Origin of the sequence: Oceanicaulis sp. LC35 (genome assembly GCF_052055585.1) — a bacterium.
GTDB lineage: Bacteria > Pseudomonadota > Alphaproteobacteria > Caulobacterales > Maricaulaceae > Oceanicaulis.
Window position 1 is genome coordinate 3,008,387 of the sequence record NZ_CP170485.1, and the last position, 16,788, is coordinate 3,025,174.

A 16,788-nucleotide genomic window follows, 5' to 3' on the forward strand; every position below is an offset into this window, starting at 1 on the left:
TTACATGTTGTTTCGCCGTTTGATCACCCCGTTCGCCGTCGCCGCCTGCGTCATGAGCCTGGCCGCTTGCGCCTCACGGAGCGACAGTTCTCAGGATCGTGGTCTTCTGGGCGGCGTGTTCGGCGGCGCCGGGCAAGTCAGCGACGCGCCCGAAGCCGGCATCGGCGTGAACAGCTTCCTGTGGCGCTCCTCGCTGGAAGTGCTGTCCTTCATGCCGCTCTCTGAAGTGGATCCGTTCGGCGGCGTCATCATCACCGACTGGTACGCCAACCCGGAAATCCAGAACGAGCGTTTCAAGGCGACCGTCTACATTCTCGATACCCGCCTGCGTGCGGACGCCCTGTCTGTTCAACTGTTCAAACAGGTGCGCAGCGAAGCGGGCGAGTGGGTGGACGCCGAAGTCGATCCTGCGACCCGCATTCAGGTCGAGAACGCCATTCTGACCCGCGCTCGCCAGCTGCGTATCCAGACCATCCAGGACTAGGCGCGGCTCATGCTGTCCCTGCGCTCCTCCCTGCTTCGCACCGGCCTGCTGACGGTTGCGCTGATCAGCCTGTCCGCCTGCGGCTTCAAGCCGCTTTATGGCGGGGCAGGCTTCAGCCAGCTTCCAGGTCTGGAGATCAGCCGGGGACAGGAGCGCGTGGATTACCTCATCGAGGATTCGCTGCGCGATTTCCTCGGTGAAGGACGCAGCCCCTATCATCTGACGCTTGATAACGAGATCGCCCAGCGCTCTCTCGGGCTCAGCGCGACCGGCATCGCGCGTCAGTACGCACTGGTCATCACCACCGAATACAGTCTCACCGATGCTGGCGGCGCGGTCATCGCGCAAGGCCGTCTGCATGAAGAATCCCTGTTTGACGCCGGCTCTGATCCCTATTCGCTCGTCTCGGGCGCCTCAAACGCCGAAGAGCAGGCGGCAGAGGCCATGGCCGAACGTCTTGTGCGGGAGATCGCGGTCGCGCTGCGCCAGCGCGAAGCGAATACGAACCGGTGAAGCTCAAGACCCGGGATGCAGACCGGGCGCTCGCCCAACCTGACGGCTCCTACACGGTCTATCTGATTTACGGGCCGGATGGCGGCATGGTGCGCGAACGCGCCGACACGCTGTCCAGAGCGCTCGTCAGGGATCCTGATGATCCCTTCACTGTCACCCGCCTGACTGATGATGACATCAAGGCCGATCCCGCCGCTCTGGCGGACGCTCTGGCAGCGCTGTCGCTGACCCGGGAGCCACGTCTGGTCCGCCTGCGCCTGACAGGTGATTCGGCGCCTGTCGCAAAGCTGATTGCTGAAGTGGATGAAGGTGTTACGCCCTCAGAAGCCACTTTGGTGATCGAATCGGGCGATCTGAAAAAGACCTCCAAGCTGCGCAAGACGGTTGAGGACGGCAAACGCACCCTCGCTGCGCCCTGCTATGCAGACACCGCGCGCGATCTCATCGGGCTCGCCGAGGAGATGTTCCGGGCCGAGAACCTGTCTCTGGACTCAGACGCCCGCGCCATGCTCGCGCCCTTCCTGGAGGGCGATCGCGCCCTTGCCCGCAGCGAAATCGACAAGCTGATCCTGTATAAGGGACTCGCCGAGCAGCGCGGTGGTGAAGCGGATGTCATCACGCGTCAGGACATCACCGACATCTCGGCGGTGGGGTCTGAAGCCGCCATGGACCAGATCCTTGATCCCGCCCTCAGCGGTGATGTGCGGGCAGCGGACGCCGCCTATGCGCGCGGACTGTCAGCCGGGCTCAATCCGGTGGGCATCTTGCGAGGCTTGCAGCGCCGCATTGACCAGTTCGACACCTTCCATTCAGGCGGCGGTGATGCCGGTGCGCTCGCAAGGGCCGGCGCACCGCGCTTCGGCCCGCCGGCCGATCAGTTCAAGCGCTCGGCCAAACTCTGGACCGGACGTCGGCTCGATCAGGCGCGCAAATACGCCTTCGACGCTGAGCGAGCGGTCAAGCGCTCCGGCGCCCCCGCCGAAGCGATCGTCGGCGACCTGATTTTGAGATTGTCTCGCGCAGCCGCTCAGCTGCGTCGATAAATACCAATTATCTCAGTGGTTTATAAGAAAATCGCGCTGAGAGCGCCTGAAATCTGAAACATCGTATCTGTCTACGCTTCAGACGCTCTCACACGCATGATTCTCAGGACCTAGAACGCGCCTGAACCCGTCTGGCTCAAACGGCGGCAGACATCATCGAGTTGCTCGAGATTGGAGAACTTCACCCGAAGCTCGCCCTGCTCACCCTTAGCCTTGATCTCGACCGCCAGACCCAGACGCGAGGACAGGTCTGATTCAAGCGCGCGGGTGTCCGCATCCTTGGCCTGAGGCGCGCCAGAGGACGCCTTGCGTTCGGGCGCGCTAGCGCCTGATGCGTTGCGCGCCAGGGCTTCAGCGGCGCGCACAGATAAACCATCACGGACAATCTGTTCGGCCAGGGCTTCAGGATTGGGCGCTGTGGCGATAGCACGCGCATGACCTGCGGTGATGGCGCCCTCTTCAAGATAGGCCAGAACCGATTTTGGCATCGCCAGCAGGCGCAGCGTGTTGGCCACATGGGCGCGAGACTTGCCCACGGCCTTGGCCACTTCTTCCTGGGTATGACCGAAGGTCTCCACCAGCTGGCGGAAAGCGCGAGCCTCTTCAACCGGGTTGAGATCGGCGCGCTGGACGTTCTCGACGATCGCGATTTCCAAGGTCTCGCGATCGGTTAGCTCACGAACCAGACACGGGACTTCATGCAGCTGCGCCCGTTGCGCCGCGCGCCAGCGACGCTCGCCGGCGACAATCTGGTAGCGCTCGGTCTCACCACGCATCGGACGGACCAGGATCGGCTGCAACAGGCCTTTTGTGGCGATGGACTCCGAAAGCTCGGCCAGATCGCTCTCGGTAAACACCTTGCGCGGCTGGTCCGGATTGGGCTCGATCAGCTCGATCGGCAGGGTCTGAACGCCATTCCGATTGGCGCTGGAGCGGGGCGCATTTGCACTATCGGCGCGGATCGCCTCGGCCTCTTCCCCCTCGCCCAGCAAGGCGGACAGGCCGCGGCCCAGGCCCCGGCTCGGTTTGCGGTCGTCTGCACTCATGCGGGGGTCAGCGCGTCAGCTGCGCGCCGCTCCTGTTTGACCACTTCACTGGCCAGTTTCAGATAGGCTTGGGCGCCGGCGCATTCGAGATCGTACAGCAGCACGGGCTTGCCGAAGCTCGGCGCCTCGGAAACGCGGACATTGCGCGGTATGACCGTGTTATACACCTTGTCGCCAAAATGCTCGCGCACATCCGCCGCCACCTGCGCGGACAGATTATTGCGACGGTCATACATTGTCAGGACAACCCCTTGGATTTCCAAGGATTTATTAAGATTGCCCCGGACCAGTTCAATGGTGCGCATCAGCTGGGTCAGACCTTCGAGCGCAAAGAACTCCGTCTGCAGCGGCACCAGCACGGAATCCGCCGCCGTCATGGCGTTCACGGTCAGAAGGTTCAGCGAAGGCGGGCAATCGATCAGGATGTAATCGCAATGCTCGCCCATACCCGCCAGGGTCCGACGGAAGCGATCAATGGCATGGCGAAGCCTGTAGGAACGCCGCGGCGCATCTGACAGTTCAAGCTCAACCCCTGACAGGTCCACATCGGACGGGATGATCGCCAGGCCCGGCACATCCGTGTCGATGAGCGCATCCTGAAGCGGGCGCTCACCCACCAGAACGTCATAGGAGGTTGCGCGTCGGTCTGCGCGCGCCACACCCAGTCCGGTCGAGGCGTTGCCTTGCGGATCCATATCCAGAACCACGACGCGTTGGCCAATGGCCGCGAGTGCGGTCGCCAGGTTGATGGCGGTCGTGGTCTTGCCCACGCCCCCCTTCTGGTTCGCCACGGCAATAACCTTGGGCGGCGCGATGCGGGATTCTTCAGACACGGGCAAGCCCCCTGATTTTAAGAATAGCGGCCTCGGGCGATGTCCGGCTCGGCAAGACCTCTGCTTCAAAAGTCCAGCTTTTCCGCGCCTCGGTCAATTCCTCTTTATACCGTGCACCCTTGGGAAGCAGGGCCACAGCCCCTTTATCCACAAAAGGATGAACGTAACCGAGTAATTTACCAAGCGGCGCCATGGCGCGCGCGGTGACCACATCGACCTCCGGGACAGGATGGATCGATTCCACCCGGTCGGCACGCGCAATCGCGGGGGCTTTGGTCTCTCGAATGACCTGGTTCACAAAGGCCATCTTCTTGGCGACCGAATCCACCATCAGCACATGGCCGTCGCCCCCATGGCGCTCCATCAGGGCGAACGCAATGGCAAGGCCCGGGAAACCGGCGCCTGCACCCAGATCCGCCCAGCGTTTCGCCTCGGGCATGAGCTCAAAGACCTGCCAGCTATCGAGCGCATGGCGATGCCAGAAGTCCGTCAGCGTCCCCCGCCCCACCAGATTGGTGTGAGCGCTCGTCTCGTCCAGAAGCCGGCGCCAGATCTCGAAGCGCTCGAGTGTTTCACGTGAAACATCGGTTTCGGCCTGAAACTGATCAGGCCCGTAGTCTGACGCGTTCATGCTGATTGAGCTCCGGCCGGGCGACGCTTGAGATTGGCCAGAAGCGCGGTCAACGCACCCGGGGTCACGCCTTCAATGCGGGCCGCCTGACCCAAAGTATCCGGAGACGCCTTGATCAGCTTCTCGCGAACTTCGTTGGAGAGGCCGCCCACCTGAGCGTAATCAAAATCGGCGGGAATACGCACGCCCTCATCCCGGCGGAAGGCCAGGATGTCCGATTGCTGGCGGTCGAGATAGCCGTGATAGACGGCGTCGATCTCCACCTGCTCGGCCACGCGCGGCTTGATCTCTCCGAGCTCGGGCCAGATGCGCACCATGTCACTCCAACCGATATCAGGATAGCTCAGCAGCTCCATGACAGAGCGGCGCTTGCCGTCTTCATTGACCTTGATGCCATGGCGCTTGGCTTCAGCGGGGGTCAGGGTCAGGGTCGTCGCCTGTTCCCGGGCCCGCGCGAGATCGGCCTGACGCTGACGCCAGGATGTTTCACGTGAAACACTCGCCGCGCCCAGAGTAATCACCTTGTCGGTCAGGCGCTGATCCGCATTATCAGCCCGAAGCGTCAGGCGATATTCGGCGCGTGAGGTAAACATACGATAGGGCTCGGTCACACCGCGCGTGATCAGATCGTCGATCATCACCCCGATATAAGCTTCAGAGCGATCGAGGATGAAGGGATCAGAGCCGGACGCTTTTAGCGCCGCGTTAAAGCCCGCCATCAAGCCCTGGGCCGCTGCCTCTTCGTATCCGGTCGTGCCATTGATCTGTCCGGCCAGAAACAAACCGCTCATGGCTTTCACTTCCAGAGCGGCGCTCAACTCGCGCGGATCGACGTAGTCATATTCGATCGCGTAGCCATAGCGGCGCACCTTCACATCCTCGAGCCCCGGAATGGTCTTCAGGAACGCGTCCTGAACCACATCGGGCAGCGAGGTGGAAATGCCGTTCGGATAAACGGTGTCGTCATCCAGACCTTCGGGCTCCAGGAAAACCTGATGCTGGCTGCGGTCGGCGAAGCGCACCACCTTGTCCTCGATGGAGGGGCAATAGCGCGGTCCCCGTCCCGAGATCGCGCCGCCATAGACCGCGGACTGATCGAGATTGTCCGCGATGATCTTGTGGGTGGCTTCCGTGGTGCGGGTGATGCCGCAAGCGATCTGCGGGACGGTGATCACATCATTGAGGAAGGAGAACGGGACCGGGGTCTCGTCCGCCGCCTGCATGTCCAGCTGATCCCAATGAATGGTCGACCCATCCAGACGCGCCGGCGTGCCGGTCTTCAACCGGCCCATGCGCAGGCCCAGACCATAAAGCGTCTCTGACAGACCATTCGCTGGCGCTTCGCCATGACGGCCCGCCGGAATGCGCTCATGGCCGCGATGGATGACGCCTTTCAGGAAGGTGCCCGTGGTCAGCACCACAGCGCCCGCGCGATAGGCCCGACCCTCGCCATCCATGACGCCGCAGCAACGTCCATTCTCGATAATGAGATCCTCGGCCGCCGCCTCGACAATGCTCAGATTAGCCTGTTCAGACAGCGCCGCCTGCATGGCTTCGCGATAGAGCTTGCGATCAGACTGGGTGCGCGGACCGCGCACAGCCGGGCCCTTGGAGCGATTGAGCAGGCGGAACTGGATGCCTGAGGCATCCGCCACGCGGCCCATGACACCATCAAGCGCATCCACCTCACGCACCAGATGCCCCTTGCCCAGACCGCCAATGGCCGGGTTACAGGACATCTCGCCAATCGTGGAGGCCTTGTGGGTCAGCAACAGCGTGCGTGCGCCCAGACGCGCCGATGCGCTGGCCGCTTCACAGCCGGCATGGCCGCCGCCAATTACAATCACGTCCCAGGGCTGCGCCTGGGCTTGGGTCTGATCAAGTCTCATGGGTCAACTCTCGGGCGCGGGTTCGCTGCGTCGCGCCGGGGCGGCTTACATAAGGCGCCCGACATTCGGAGTCGAGGGATTAGCCGGGCTTCAGGGCCTCAATATGGCGCCTATTTTCCGATGCAGAACTGGCTGAACACCCGGTCGAGCACATCTTCCACATCAATACGGCCCGTCAGGCTTTCGAGCGCACGGATCGCCAGGTGGACATCGCTCGCGGCCAGCTCCGGCGCGCGCGCCAATTGCGATTGCGCCGCCTTCAGATGTTCGAGCGCCCGCTCCACCGCCTGTCGATGGCGAGCGCGAGACAAGGCCGGAGCTTCGCGACGGCTCAGCCGCTCCCGCACCACACCCTCCAACCAGCCTTCCAGGGCAGGCAATCCGGACCCCGACTTCGCGCTCAACTCGAAGCGGGTCATACCCAGCTCATCCGATACATCAAGCGATCGTCCCTGATCGACCTTGTTCAGAACCAGCGCATCATCGGCCGTCAGGGATTCCAGAAGTTTGGGCGGCAGTGTTTCACGTGAAACATCGACGACGCCCAGACGCAGATCCGCGTTTTGAGCGCGCTCAAGCGCCCGGCGAACGCCTTCCGCCTCGACCTGATCAGCCGCATCACGCAATCCCGCCGTGTCCGCCACGATCACCGGGAAGCCGGCCAGCACCAGACGCACCTCCACCACGTCCCGCGTGGTGCCCGGAATGTCCGTCACGATCGCCGCATCGCGTCGCGCCAGAGCGTTGAGCAGTGTGGATTTGCCAGCATTAGGCTCGCCGATCAGGGCGATGGAGAAGCCCTCCCGCACCCGCTCCCCGCGCCGCCCGTCTTCCAGGTGTGCGGTCAAAGCGTCCGCCAGCATCGCAAGCGGCGGACCCGCGGTTTCTGACAGGGTTTCAGGCACATCCTCCTCATCGGGAAAATCCACCTCCCCTTCGATCGCTGCGAGGACAGAGATCAATTGCTCGCGCCAGTCTTCGTAAAGGCTGCGCAAGGCACCGGTCATCTGCGACAGCGCCTGCTCGCGCTGGCCCTCGGTTTCCGCATCAATGAGATCGGCGAGGCCTTCGGCTTCAGTGAGATCCATCTTGCCGTTCTGGAAGGCGCGGCGCGTAAACTCGCCCGCCTCGGCCGCGCGCACGCCCAAGGCCAGAAACCGCTCGGCCATGGCCTCGATCACGGCGCTTCCGCCATGCACGTGAAACTCCGCGCAATCCTCGCCTGTGAAGCTCGCAGGCCCCTCAAACCAGAGCGCCAGACCCTGATCAATCACCACGCCGTCACCGCTTCGGAAAGCGCGCAGCGCCGCCAGACGCGGCCTGGGTCGCGGCAAGCCGGCCACCGCATCCAGAACCGCCCCGGTCTCAGGCCCGCTCACCCGGATAACCGCCACGCCGGAACGGCCCGGCGCGCTCGCCAGTGCAAAGATCGTCTCGCTCATGAAATCAGATCAGCTCTTGTCAGTGGACGTCGAACGGCCGGTCGCCGCCTGGCTCATCAGGCCCATCATATGCTTCTGCCACTCACCCCCCATGGTCATCCAGGACCGCATCAGGGTTTCGGGCTCCATGGCGTCCATATTGGCGCTCATGCGCTTGCTCATTTCCTCGACCAGCTGGGCATTCAACCCCGTGACATCAGGCAGGCCCATAAAGGTCCGCGCCTCTTCAGGGGTGCACTCGATATTGATGTTGACCTTCATGGGGGCCTCGCCTCAGTGTCGCCACGCTGGGAGCGGAGCATTCAAGGCCCAGTCTACGCCGCCGCAGAGCGCATGACAAAGCCGGGTGCTCAGATACGCAAGGAGACGTCAAATGCCAGGTTCAGACATCATCATTCACGGCCCGGACGGCGATTTTTCCGCCTACAAGACCGGCGAAGGTCCGGTGCTGATTGTCCTGCAGGAAATCTTCGGCGTGAACGCGGTCATGCGCGAGCTGTGTGACGACTACGCCGCCCAGGGTTTCACGGCGATCTGCCCGGATCTGTTCTGGCGCATCGAACCCGGCATTCAGATCACGGACAAAACCGACGAGGACTGGAAAAAGGCCTTTGATCTGTTCGGCAAATTCGATGTCGATGCCGGCATTCGCGATGTGGCCGCCACCATCGCCCAGATGCGCGCCGAGGGCGCGGACAAGGTGGGCGCTGTGGGCTACTGCCTGGGCGGACAGCTCGCCTATCTCACCGCCTGCCGCACCGATGCAGACGCCTGTGTCGGCTTTTACGGCGTGAACATCCAGACCCGTCTGGGTGAAGCCGCCGCGATCAAACATCCGCTCATGCTGCATATTGCGGGCAAGGACGAATATGTCCCTCCCCAGGCGCAAGGCGAGATCATGGATGCGCTTTCCAAGCATGGACTTGTCACGATACATCATTATGCAGAACGCGATCACGCCTTCGCGCGGCCCGGTGGGGCGCACTATCACGCCGAAGATGCTGAACTCGCCAACGGACGATCACTCAACTTCTTGAATCAAAACCTTAAATAGGAAAACCTGCATGCGCTTCCTTCTTGGCGTCAGCCTGTTCGCCCTCGCAGCGTGTTCTGCGGAAGCGCCAGCGCCCGAACAAACCGCCGATCTTCCCGATATTCATGCCGAGCATGCTGAAGCGGCGGCGGCCGATCTCTGGCTCACCGGCGTGGATCTGCCCGCCTATCTCGATTGCGCCCGCGAGCAGAGCGTGACCCTGCTGCAGGCGCACCGGACGGGGGATCGCCCCGGCGCAGCCGAGAACTCCATCGGCGCCATGCAGGCGTCACTCGATGACGGCGCCCTGTTCATGGAAATGGACGTGGCCAAGACGGCCGACGGCGTGCTCATCCTGATGCACGACGATACGGTTGATCGCACCACCAATGGCACGGGCCGGGTGGACGAGATGACTTATGACGAGATCTCCGGGCTGCGCCTCGTGGATGTGGACGGTACTGAGCTGGATGAAGGCGTTCCGACTTTCTCGGACGCCCTCGCCTTCCTCGAGGGTCGCGGCTTCGCCCAGGTCGATCTCAAGGATACGAGCTTTGACGAGATCGCAGCGGCCCTCGTGACGGCGGATGCGGTGGATCGCTCGGTCGTGATCACCTATTCCATTGATGACGCCATCACCCTTGCCGGCATCCTGCCGGAGGTGGCGCTGTCCACCGGCGCACGTTCGTCTGAAGACCTTGAGCGTCTTGATCAGGGCGGCGTGGATTTCACCCGGACCACGATCTGGCTTGGCGTGGGAACCGGCCATCCTGAATGGGATGGCGTGCTCGCCAGTCTCGGCCTTGAAACCAGCTTTGGTGATTTTGGCGGCGAGCGGAACGGAACCGTGGATTACCAGCTGCTCAATCAGAACGGTGCGGAAGTGATCTCGGTCGATGATGTCCCGGCCGCAGCCGCAGCGCTGGACGCCCATACCGCGTCCCGCACCCTGCTTGAGGCCTGCCCCGCCGCGCAGGGCTAGGCGCTCTGCACCACCAGAACAAGCAAAAGCCGGCGAGTGACCTCGCCGGCTTTTTTGCGCCTAATCCGCGCTGGCCCGCTGCCAGGCCGGTCGCTGACGCAAGCGATCAAAATAGGACCGCACGACATCCGGCGCGCCATCAAACTGTTTGACGATCTTCAAGAGGTAGAACAGATAGCCCAGCGCGATATCGGCGGCCGTAAAGCGGTTGGCGGCCAGATACGCCCGACCCTCTCCCAGACCGCGTTCGGCGATCAGCCTGAATTGCTTGTCGAGCTCCATCCGCGCCCATTTGGCGAGCGCCGGATTGCGCTGATCCTCGGGCAGGAGCGTGGTGTGCGCCAGGGTCAGATTGACCGCCATGGACATGGTGCCTTCGCTGAAATGCATCCATTCCAGATAGCGATCATAATCCGGCTCATCCGGCGTCACCGCCAGATCGGTCGGACCGTATTTGGTGACGAGATATTCCACCATCGCCACCGATTCCAGCATGACCCGATCGCCATCCTTGAGCGCGGGAATTTTCTGCATCGGATTGATGGCCTTGAAGGCTTCACCGCCCATATTGCCGCGCTGATTGGCCGTAATCGGTCCCAGATTTTCGATGCGGTGCGGCAGCTCCATTTCCTCAAGACACCAGCGCACCCGCACAGAGCGGGACATGGGCGCGTGATACAGGGTAATATTGGGTTCAGACATCGGTTTCCTCCCCGATACTTTAGCTTTTAAGCATCCTCCCATATCTCAAACCCGCAACGCTAGCCCCAAACGCAAACGGCCGCCCCGTAGGGCGGCCGCTGTAACACGATAAAGCTCTGATAAATCAGGTGTTCATGGAGTCGTAGAACTCGGCGTTGTTCTTGGTTTCCTTCAGTTTGGAAAGCAGGAACTCGATCGCGTCCTGAGTGCCCATCGGGTTGAGGATCCGGCGCAGGACATAGGTCTTCTGCAGATCCTGACGCGGCACCAGAAGCTCTTCTTTCCGGGTGCCCGACTTGAGAATGTCGATGGCCGGGAAGACGCGCTTGTCGGCGACCTTGCGGTCCAGAATGATCTCGGAGTTGCCGGTACCCTTGAACTCTTCAAAGATCACCTCGTCCATGCGCGAGCCGGTATCGATCAGCGCGGTCGAGATGATGGTCAGGCTGCCGCCTTCCTCGATATTCCGCGCGGCACCGAAAAAGCGCTTGGGACGTTGCAGGGCGTTGGCGTCCACACCGCCGGTCAGCACCTTGCCGGAGCTGGGCACCACGGTGTTGTAAGCGCGGCCCAGACGCGTGATGGAATCGAGCAGAATGACCACATCGCGCTTGTGTTCAACGAGGCGCTTGGCCTTCTCGATCACCATTTCAGCCACCTGGACGTGACGCGTCGCCGGCTCGTCAAAGGTGGAGGCCACGACCTCGCCCTTCACCGTGCGCTGCATGTCGGTCACTTCTTCAGGACGCTCGTCGATGAGCAGCACCATCAGATAGCATTCAGGGTGATTGGTCTCGATGGCGTGGGCGACGTTCTGCATCAGAACCGTCTTACCGGTCCGCGGCGGCGCCACGATCAGGGCGCGCTGACCCTTGCCCAGCGGCGACACGATGTCGATGACCCGGCCCGACCGGTCTTTCTTGGTCGGATCCTGGATTTCCATGTTGAACCGCTCATCGGGATAGAGCGGGGTCAGGTTATCGAAGTGAACCTTGTGGCGGGATTTCTCCGGCTCCTCGAAATTGATCGAAGAGACCTTCAGAAGCGCGAAATAGCGCTCATTGTCCCGCGGCGCGCGGATTTCGCCTTCGACCGTGTCGCCCGTGCGCAGGCCAAAGCGGCGGATCTGGCTGGGGGAGACATAGATGTCGTCCGGGCCCGGCAGATAGTTGGATTCCGGCGCGCGCAGGAAGCCGAAGCCATCCTGCAGCACTTCCAGCGTCCCGCCACCGGAGATTTCCGCGCCCTCATCGGCCAGGGCCTTGAGGATAGCGAACATCATGCCCTGCTTGCGCAGCGAGGAGGCGTTTTCGATATCAAGGCTTTCAGCCAGCTCCACCAGCTCGGCGGGCGACTTTTCCTTCAGTTCCTGAAGCGACATGCGACGGGTCGAAACCGGATTGGAGTCGCGGCCATCCTGCGGCTCGGTTTCAGGGGTATCAGTCATGAGTTTCTCAGACAGCTTGGTTCACAAGGCCTGATCTGTTCAGGCCCTGGTGAACACCAGACGACGAACTGCGCCAGCCCCGGCGCGGATCGACTATGGAATTGGGTGGTAGCCCGGGCGCTGTCAGACGATGACGTCGGCGCGGCCCGCAGCCAATTGGAGGGATCCTTATCAAGGAGTCCTCCAATCCCTGCCACGCACTGCGCTCAAGGTCAATGATTTTCGAGGCTCAGAACGGCTTAACGACAGCCAGAAGCACGATGAAGATGACCAGAATGGCCGGGCCTTCATTCATGATCCGCCAGAACTTCTCCGTGCGCGGACGCTCGCCCTTGGCGAACTTCTTGGCGCTCGCGGCGTAAAACCCGTGAATGCCGGACATCAACAGCACCAGCAGCAGCTTGAAATGGAACCAGCCCTGACTGAACAGCGTCGGATTTGCCATGATCATGGTGACCGCCAGAAGCCAGACCGCAATCATCGCCGGATTGACGATGATTTTCAGAAGATTGCGCTCCTGGATCAAAAGCGCGCCCTCCAGCTCTCCACCCGCCACAGACTGATGGTGATAGACGAACAGACGCGGCAGATAGAGCATCCCCGCCATCCAGAAAATCACCGCAATGATGTGAAGCCCCTTGATGACCAGATAGCCAATGGAGCCGGGCAGAAGAAAATCAATCATGCAGCATCATCCTTGAATGCCATGCCCGCTTCCCGGCATGGGCAGCGGCCGAATTTGGCCGGGCAAATCGGTTGGTCTTGCGGCGGCTTGAGGCCAGTCCCGCCAGTAAGCGCATCCACCGTCAACCCGGCCAGCGCCGCGATGAAGTCCGGATGATCCCCCAGCGCCGGAACACGATCATAGCCTTTCGCGCCATGCTCGCGCGCCAGATCGCCATATTCCTCATCGAGCTCGACCAGCGTCTCGATATGCTCGGAGACAAAAGCGATCGGGGTAAGGATGATGTGCTTGCCCTCCTGGCAGGCGCGCTCGATGGCCTCTTCGGTGGACGGTCCGATCCATTTGAGGGGGCCCACGCGGGACTGATAGCAGATCTCATGGTTCTTCAGGGCTTCAGGCAGGCGCGCATTGACCGCGGCCACGGTCTGCTCGACCTGCCATTGATAGCTGTCGCCTTTTTCGACCACGACTTCGGGCAAGCCATGCGCCGAATAGAGCACCCGCGCCGTTTCGGGTTTGCCGGCCTTCTCCCACTCCGCCTCGATCAGACGGGCATGGGCGGCGATAAAGTCCGCCTTTTCAGGATAACAGCAGATCGCCCGCGCCTCGGGCCCGCCCGCATCCCGCCAGGCCTTGAAGGAGGAGGCGGTCGTCGTCGTGGAAAACTGCGGATAGAGCGGCAAAAGCACAATCTCGTCAGGTGCATAGGCTTTCACAGCCTTTACCGCTTCATCCACAAAGGGGTGCCAGTAGCGCATGGCGAGAAAGCACCGCACCTCGTCGTCTGCGCCCAGACGCGCCTGCAGCGCCGTAGTCAGCGCCTGCGCCTGTTTCTCGGTTTCAGGCACGATCGGCGAGCCGCCGCCCATCTTGGCGTAATTGACGGTCGCTTCCCGGGTGCGCGTGGTCGAGATCAGCCAGGCCAGAAACTCCCGGATCGGGCCGGGCGCGCCAATGATCGCGGGATCGCGAAACAGATTGCGCAGGAAGGGGCGCACATTCTCGGGCCTGTCCGGCCCGCCCAGATTGAACAGCACCACTGCAATGCGCCGCGCCATGCCTCAACTCCTGTGTGAAACCGGATACGCCAGAGAGATTTAAGCCTTGAACGCCCGCACACGCTCAATCAAGCGCGTGACGTTTTCAGGCGGCGTATCCAGATGAATGCCATGTCCGAGATTGAAGACATAGGGCCGACCCGCCCAGGCGGAAAGGAGGCGATCAATCTCTGAATCCAGCATCTCCCCGCCCGCGCGCAGCACAGCCGGGTCAAGTTGGCCCTGAAGCGGCAGATCCCTGGGGAAGGCCTCACGCGCCCAGTTTGTATCCAGCCCATGATCGAGCGCCAGACACTGAATGCCGGTCTCCTTCGCGTAGCGTACCGCCTGAGGCCCGGCCCCGCGCGGGAAGCCGATCACCGGCAAGGTCACGCCCATCTGGCGCAAGCGATCAATGATCAGCTTGGTCGGACGGATCACCACCCGGTCAAACAGCGGGTCCGGCAGGCCCTCCGCCCAGGAATCAAACAGTTTGAGCGCATTCGCGCCCGCATCGGCCTGCGCCTTGAGATACTGCGCACTGGCTTCAGCCAGAAGGTTCAGGAGCGCGTCAAACGCCTCAGGCTGGGTCCAGGCGAGCGTGCGGGCGTTGATCCGGTCCTTGGACCCACCGCCCTCAATCATGTAGGTGGCGACCGTCCAGGGTGAGCCGGCGAAGCCAATCAGAGAGCAGGTCTCCGGCAAGCCTGCGCGAACCTTGCGAATGGTATCGCTGACGGGTCTGAGAACTTCATTGGCTCTCTCGACAGACAGCGCCCCCAGATTTTCAAGCGCCAGGGGTTCAAGCTTGGGCCCTTCGCCTTTCTCAAACCACACTTTCTGACCAAGCCCGTAAGGGATCAAAAGGATGTCGGCAAAGACGATGGAGGCGTCAAAGCCATAACGGCGAATGGGCTGGAGCGTGACTTCAGCGGCAGCGTCAGAGTTCAGACAGAAATTGATGAAGTCCGGCTGGCTGGCGCGCACTTCGCGATATTCAGGCAGATAGCGACCGGCCTGCCGCATCAGCCAGATCGGCGGCGGAGAGACGGTCTCGCCGGCAAGGGCGCGCAGGAAGGGCTGGTTCTGATCAGTCATCGATAGCTCTCGTCAGCGCCGGGGTTTGAGGGTTTTCCCCGGACAGGTCAGACCCGGTCATACCGTTCTTTTTCATTGAATGAAAAGAAGGGGTGATAGTAGAGGCGCCCATAACGTGGATAACTGCGACGCTTCACCGCTGGCGCCGGATATCCACACCCTGTGAAAGCCGGTCATCCACGGTCTGACTTTTGTATCAGAATGGGACGTTAACCCATTTTTTACCTTCGTTAACCGTGGCCTAGCGAAGTGTGTCGCGAAAGATCGGTCTAAAACCGAGAAAATGACTCAGGCAATTGTCGACAGATCGGCGCTCTGACGCCGCCTGTTTATTCCCGTTTGTGAATGTGTGGGCGCCGATTGGGCGCCAATCGGGACCGGCTCTGTGTTCTGTCCCCGGACCGGGCTGAATCGTGGACAAGCAGACAGGGTTATTCACAGCTTGCGCGCACTGGGCTACCGATGGGGGATGAAAACGCTCAAGGAGCCGCGCATGCCCCGGTCCGCTGACATCAGCATCTATTTTCATGTGCATATGATCTCGGACTCTACGGGTGAGACCCTGATGGAGGTGATGCGCGCTTCGGTCGCCCAGTTCCAGAATGTGCTGCCGATCGAGCATTTGTATGCGTTGGTGCGGTCGCCAAGACAGCTGGAGCGCGCGCTTGAGCATATCAAGGCCTATCCGGGCATTGTCATGTTCACGCTGGTCAATGCCGAGCTGCGTCGCGATCTCGAAGACGCCTGCGCGTCCATGGGCATGCCGGCGCTGGCGGTGCTTGATCCCATTCAGGCCACGATGTCGAGCTATCTGGGCGCGCCGGTCCAGGGTAAGGCGGGCGCCCAGCGGGTTCTGGATGCGGATTATTATCGCCGGATCGAGGCGATGAACTATTCCATGGCCCATGATGATGGGCAGGGCGATGATCTGGCCAGCGCGGATGTGATCCTTCTGGGGATTTCGCGCACGTCCAAGACCCCGACCAGCATCTATCTGGGCCATCGCGGTGTGCGCACCGCCAACATTCCGCTGGTGCCGGGCGCGCCCTTGCCTGAAATCCTCTACCGGCTGAAAAAACCCCTGATCGTGGGGCTGACCGCCTCGCCTGAACGCATCGTCCAGATCCGGCGCAATCGCTTGCTGAATCTGAAGGAGGACCGCTCCACAGAATATGTGGATGAGGAAGCCGTGAAAGAGGAAATCATTCACGCCAAGCGTCTGTTTGCCCGCTATAACTGGCCCTCCATCGACGTCACGCGACGCTCGATTGAAGAGACCGCGGCGAAGGTTCTGAACCTTCTCCAGGAGCATAAATCCAAATTCTAGAGCCTTGTCATGAGCTTCATCCTTGCCTCGGGTTCGGCGTCTCGCCGCGCCATTCTTGAAAACGCCCATGTCGAGTTCGAGGTGGATCCCGCCGATATCGATGAAGGCGCCGTCAAGGACAGCTTTTCCGGGGATCCGGCGGCGCTGGCGCTGAAACTGGCGGAACTGAAAGCGCTTGAGGTGTCAAACCGTCGTTCGGGCGCGCTGGTGCTGGGCTCTGATCAGGTGCTCGAATTTGACGGTGCGGCCTATGACAAGGCTCGCTCGGTCAAGGAAGCGGAAGACCGTTTGCGTCAGTTGCGCGGGCAAACCCATTACCTGCAAGGCGGGATCGCCTTTGCGCGGGATGGCGAGATTGTCTGGCGGCATCAGGCGACATCCATGCTGGTGATGCGGGATTTCTCGGACGCGTTCCTGGCTGATTATCTTGAAAACGCTGGCGATATCCTTACCAAGGGTGTGGGCTGCTATGCCTTTGAAGGTCTGGGCGCGCAATTGTTTGAACGCACTGAGGGCGATTACTACGCCATTCTGGGCCTGTCCCTGATCCCCGTGCTTGGCGCCTTGCGTGAGCATGGCGTGCTGGCGGGTTGAGG

18 protein-coding genes are annotated in these 16,788 nt (G+C 61.7%); 7 read left to right on the forward strand and 11 right to left on the reverse strand.

Annotated elements, in window-relative coordinates; translation table 11 throughout:
- The first annotated feature begins 4 nt into the window (after positions 1-4).
- The 3 genes from ACFELO_RS14200 to holA are packed head-to-tail and all read left to right on the forward strand — an operon-like array spanning position 5 to position 2,040.
- A complete protein-coding gene (locus ACFELO_RS14200; RefSeq protein ID WP_440958425.1) occupies positions 5-484 on the forward strand; it encodes a DUF3576 domain-containing protein in 480 nt (159 codons plus the stop codon).
- Positions 485-493: 9 nt separating this feature from the next.
- Positions 494-997 (forward strand): LPS assembly lipoprotein LptE, encoded by a 504-nt coding sequence (gene lptE / locus ACFELO_RS14205; protein ID WP_440958426.1) that lies wholly within the window; start codon positions 494-496, stop codon positions 995-997.
- Positions 994-2,040 (forward strand): DNA polymerase III subunit delta, encoded by a 1,047-nt coding sequence (gene holA / locus ACFELO_RS14210; protein WP_440958427.1) that lies wholly within the window; start codon positions 994-996, stop codon positions 2,038-2,040. Before lptE ends, holA begins: the two co-directional genes overlap by 4 nt.
- A 110-nt stretch (positions 2,041-2,150) precedes the next feature.
- Here the strand turns inward: holA and ACFELO_RS14215 are convergent, their stop codons facing one another.
- The 6 genes from ACFELO_RS14215 to ACFELO_RS14240 all read right to left on the reverse strand — a co-directional run bounded on the left by ACFELO_RS14215 (position 2,151) and on the right by ACFELO_RS14240 (position 8,142).
- On the reverse strand, positions 2,151-3,086 hold the full coding sequence (locus ACFELO_RS14215) for a ParB/RepB/Spo0J family partition protein (RefSeq protein ID WP_440958428.1): 936 nt from the start codon (positions 3,084-3,086) through the stop codon (positions 2,151-2,153).
- Positions 3,083-3,901 carry a ParA family protein gene (locus ACFELO_RS14220; protein ID WP_440959926.1) on the reverse strand — a complete coding sequence of 273 codons (819 nt, stop codon included), beginning with the start codon at positions 3,899-3,901 and terminating at the stop codon, positions 3,083-3,085. Before ACFELO_RS14220 ends, ACFELO_RS14215 begins: the two co-directional genes overlap by 4 nt.
- A 10-nt stretch (positions 3,902-3,911) precedes the next feature.
- The gene (locus ACFELO_RS14225; RefSeq protein ID WP_440958429.1) at positions 3,912-4,550 is read right to left on the reverse strand and encodes a 16S rRNA (guanine(527)-N(7))-methyltransferase RsmG; all 639 of its coding nucleotides are present in this window, start codon (positions 4,548-4,550) and stop codon (positions 3,912-3,914) included.
- Positions 4,547-6,439: a tRNA uridine-5-carboxymethylaminomethyl(34) synthesis enzyme MnmG gene (mnmG, locus tag ACFELO_RS14230; RefSeq protein WP_440958430.1), complete on the reverse strand. Its 1,893-nt coding sequence runs from the start codon at positions 6,437-6,439 to the stop codon at positions 4,547-4,549. The genes ACFELO_RS14225 and mnmG overlap by 4 nt, the downstream gene beginning before the upstream one ends.
- A 110-nt stretch (positions 6,440-6,549) precedes the next feature.
- The gene (mnmE, locus tag ACFELO_RS14235; protein ID WP_440958431.1) at positions 6,550-7,881 is read right to left on the reverse strand and encodes a tRNA uridine-5-carboxymethylaminomethyl(34) synthesis GTPase MnmE; all 1,332 of its coding nucleotides are present in this window, start codon (positions 7,879-7,881) and stop codon (positions 6,550-6,552) included.
- Between the two features lie 9 nt (positions 7,882-7,890).
- Complete coding sequence (locus tag ACFELO_RS14240) at positions 7,891-8,142, reverse strand: DUF6489 family protein (protein WP_440958432.1); 252 nt, start codon at positions 8,140-8,142, stop codon at positions 7,891-7,893.
- Positions 8,143-8,254: 112 nt separating this feature from the next.
- Here ACFELO_RS14240 and ACFELO_RS14245 point away from each other — a divergent pair, with 112 nt between their 5' ends.
- Together ACFELO_RS14245 and ACFELO_RS14250 are read left to right on the forward strand one after the other, a co-directional pair.
- Positions 8,255-8,935 carry a dienelactone hydrolase family protein gene (locus ACFELO_RS14245; protein ID WP_440958433.1) on the forward strand — a complete coding sequence of 227 codons (681 nt, stop codon included), beginning with the start codon at positions 8,255-8,257 and terminating at the stop codon, positions 8,933-8,935.
- A gap of 10 nt (positions 8,936-8,945) precedes the next feature.
- Positions 8,946-9,896 carry a glycerophosphodiester phosphodiesterase family protein gene (locus tag ACFELO_RS14250; protein WP_440958434.1) on the forward strand — a complete coding sequence of 317 codons (951 nt, stop codon included), beginning with the start codon at positions 8,946-8,948 and terminating at the stop codon, positions 9,894-9,896.
- Between the two features lie 60 nt (positions 9,897-9,956).
- On the opposite strand, the gene ACFELO_RS14255 is transcribed toward ACFELO_RS14250, so the two are convergent.
- The 5 genes from ACFELO_RS14255 to hemE form a co-directional block, all read right to left on the reverse strand.
- Positions 9,957-10,598 (reverse strand): glutathione S-transferase family protein, encoded by a 642-nt coding sequence (locus ACFELO_RS14255; protein ID WP_440958435.1) that lies wholly within the window; start codon positions 10,596-10,598, stop codon positions 9,957-9,959.
- 124 nt (positions 10,599-10,722) lie between these two features.
- Positions 10,723-12,045 carry a transcription termination factor Rho gene (gene rho, locus ACFELO_RS14260; protein WP_440958436.1) on the reverse strand — a complete coding sequence of 441 codons (1,323 nt, stop codon included), beginning with the start codon at positions 12,043-12,045 and terminating at the stop codon, positions 10,723-10,725.
- 229 nt (positions 12,046-12,274) lie between these two features.
- Positions 12,275-12,730, reverse strand: coding sequence for a protoporphyrinogen oxidase HemJ (gene hemJ, locus ACFELO_RS14265; protein WP_440958437.1), 456 nt, complete (start codon positions 12,728-12,730; stop codon positions 12,275-12,277).
- Positions 12,727-13,788, reverse strand: a complete 1,062-nt coding sequence (gene hemH / locus ACFELO_RS14270; RefSeq protein ID WP_440958438.1) for a ferrochelatase — start codon at positions 13,786-13,788, stop codon at positions 12,727-12,729. The genes hemJ and hemH overlap by 4 nt, the downstream gene beginning before the upstream one ends.
- Before the next feature lie 39 nt (positions 13,789-13,827).
- On the reverse strand, positions 13,828-14,865 hold the full coding sequence (hemE, locus tag ACFELO_RS14275) for a uroporphyrinogen decarboxylase (protein ID WP_440958439.1): 1,038 nt from the start codon (positions 14,863-14,865) through the stop codon (positions 13,828-13,830).
- A gap of 493 nt (positions 14,866-15,358) precedes the next feature.
- Here hemE and ACFELO_RS14280 point away from each other — a divergent pair, with 493 nt between their 5' ends.
- Together ACFELO_RS14280 and ACFELO_RS14285 are read left to right on the forward strand one after the other, a co-directional pair.
- Positions 15,359-16,192 carry a pyruvate, water dikinase regulatory protein gene (locus tag ACFELO_RS14280; protein ID WP_440958440.1) on the forward strand — a complete coding sequence of 278 codons (834 nt, stop codon included), beginning with the start codon at positions 15,359-15,361 and terminating at the stop codon, positions 16,190-16,192.
- Positions 16,193-16,201: 9 nt separating this feature from the next.
- Positions 16,202-16,786, forward strand: a complete 585-nt coding sequence (locus ACFELO_RS14285) for a Maf family protein (RefSeq protein WP_440958441.1) — start codon at positions 16,202-16,204, stop codon at positions 16,784-16,786.
- The last annotated feature ends 2 nt before the right edge of the window (positions 16,787-16,788 follow it).

Bases quoted from the DNA above. Each gene is read 5' to 3' on its own strand.
- mnmE (WP_440958431.1), bottom strand. From the start codon at position 7,881: ATGAGCGAGACGATCTTTGCACTGGCGAGCGCGCCGGGCCGTTCCGGC.
- ACFELO_RS14240 (WP_440958432.1), bottom strand. From the start codon at position 8,142: ATGAAGGTCAACATCAATATCGAGTGCACCCCTGAAGAGGCGCGGACC.
- hemE (WP_440958439.1), bottom strand. From the start codon at position 14,865: ATGACTGATCAGAACCAGCCCTTCCTGCGCGCCCTTGCCGGCGAGACC.
- lptE (WP_440958426.1), top strand. From the start codon at position 494: ATGCTGTCCCTGCGCTCCTCCCTGCTTCGCACCGGCCTGCTGACGGTT.
- ACFELO_RS14225 (WP_440958429.1), bottom strand. From the start codon at position 4,550: ATGAACGCGTCAGACTACGGGCCTGATCAGTTTCAGGCCGAAACCGAT.
- rho (WP_440958436.1), bottom strand. From the start codon at position 12,045: ATGACTGATACCCCTGAAACCGAGCCGCAGGATGGCCGCGACTCCAAT.
- ACFELO_RS14245 (WP_440958433.1), top strand. From the start codon at position 8,255: ATGCCAGGTTCAGACATCATCATTCACGGCCCGGACGGCGATTTTTCC.
- ACFELO_RS14215 (WP_440958428.1), bottom strand. From the start codon at position 3,086: ATGAGTGCAGACGACCGCAAACCGAGCCGGGGCCTGGGCCGCGGCCTG.
- ACFELO_RS14200 (WP_440958425.1), top strand. From the start codon at position 5: ATGTTGTTTCGCCGTTTGATCACCCCGTTCGCCGTCGCCGCCTGCGTC.
- ACFELO_RS14285 (WP_440958441.1), top strand. From the start codon at position 16,202: ATGAGCTTCATCCTTGCCTCGGGTTCGGCGTCTCGCCGCGCCATTCTT.
- ACFELO_RS14280 (WP_440958440.1), top strand. From the start codon at position 15,359: ATGCCCCGGTCCGCTGACATCAGCATCTATTTTCATGTGCATATGATC.
- mnmG (WP_440958430.1), bottom strand. From the start codon at position 6,439: ATGAGACTTGATCAGACCCAAGCCCAGGCGCAGCCCTGGGACGTGATT.
- ACFELO_RS14250 (WP_440958434.1), top strand. From the start codon at position 8,946: ATGCGCTTCCTTCTTGGCGTCAGCCTGTTCGCCCTCGCAGCGTGTTCT.
- hemJ (WP_440958437.1), bottom strand. From the start codon at position 12,730: ATGATTGATTTTCTTCTGCCCGGCTCCATTGGCTATCTGGTCATCAAG.
- hemH (WP_440958438.1), bottom strand. From the start codon at position 13,788: ATGGCGCGGCGCATTGCAGTGGTGCTGTTCAATCTGGGCGGGCCGGAC.
- ACFELO_RS14255 (WP_440958435.1), bottom strand. From the start codon at position 10,598: ATGTCTGAACCCAATATTACCCTGTATCACGCGCCCATGTCCCGCTCT.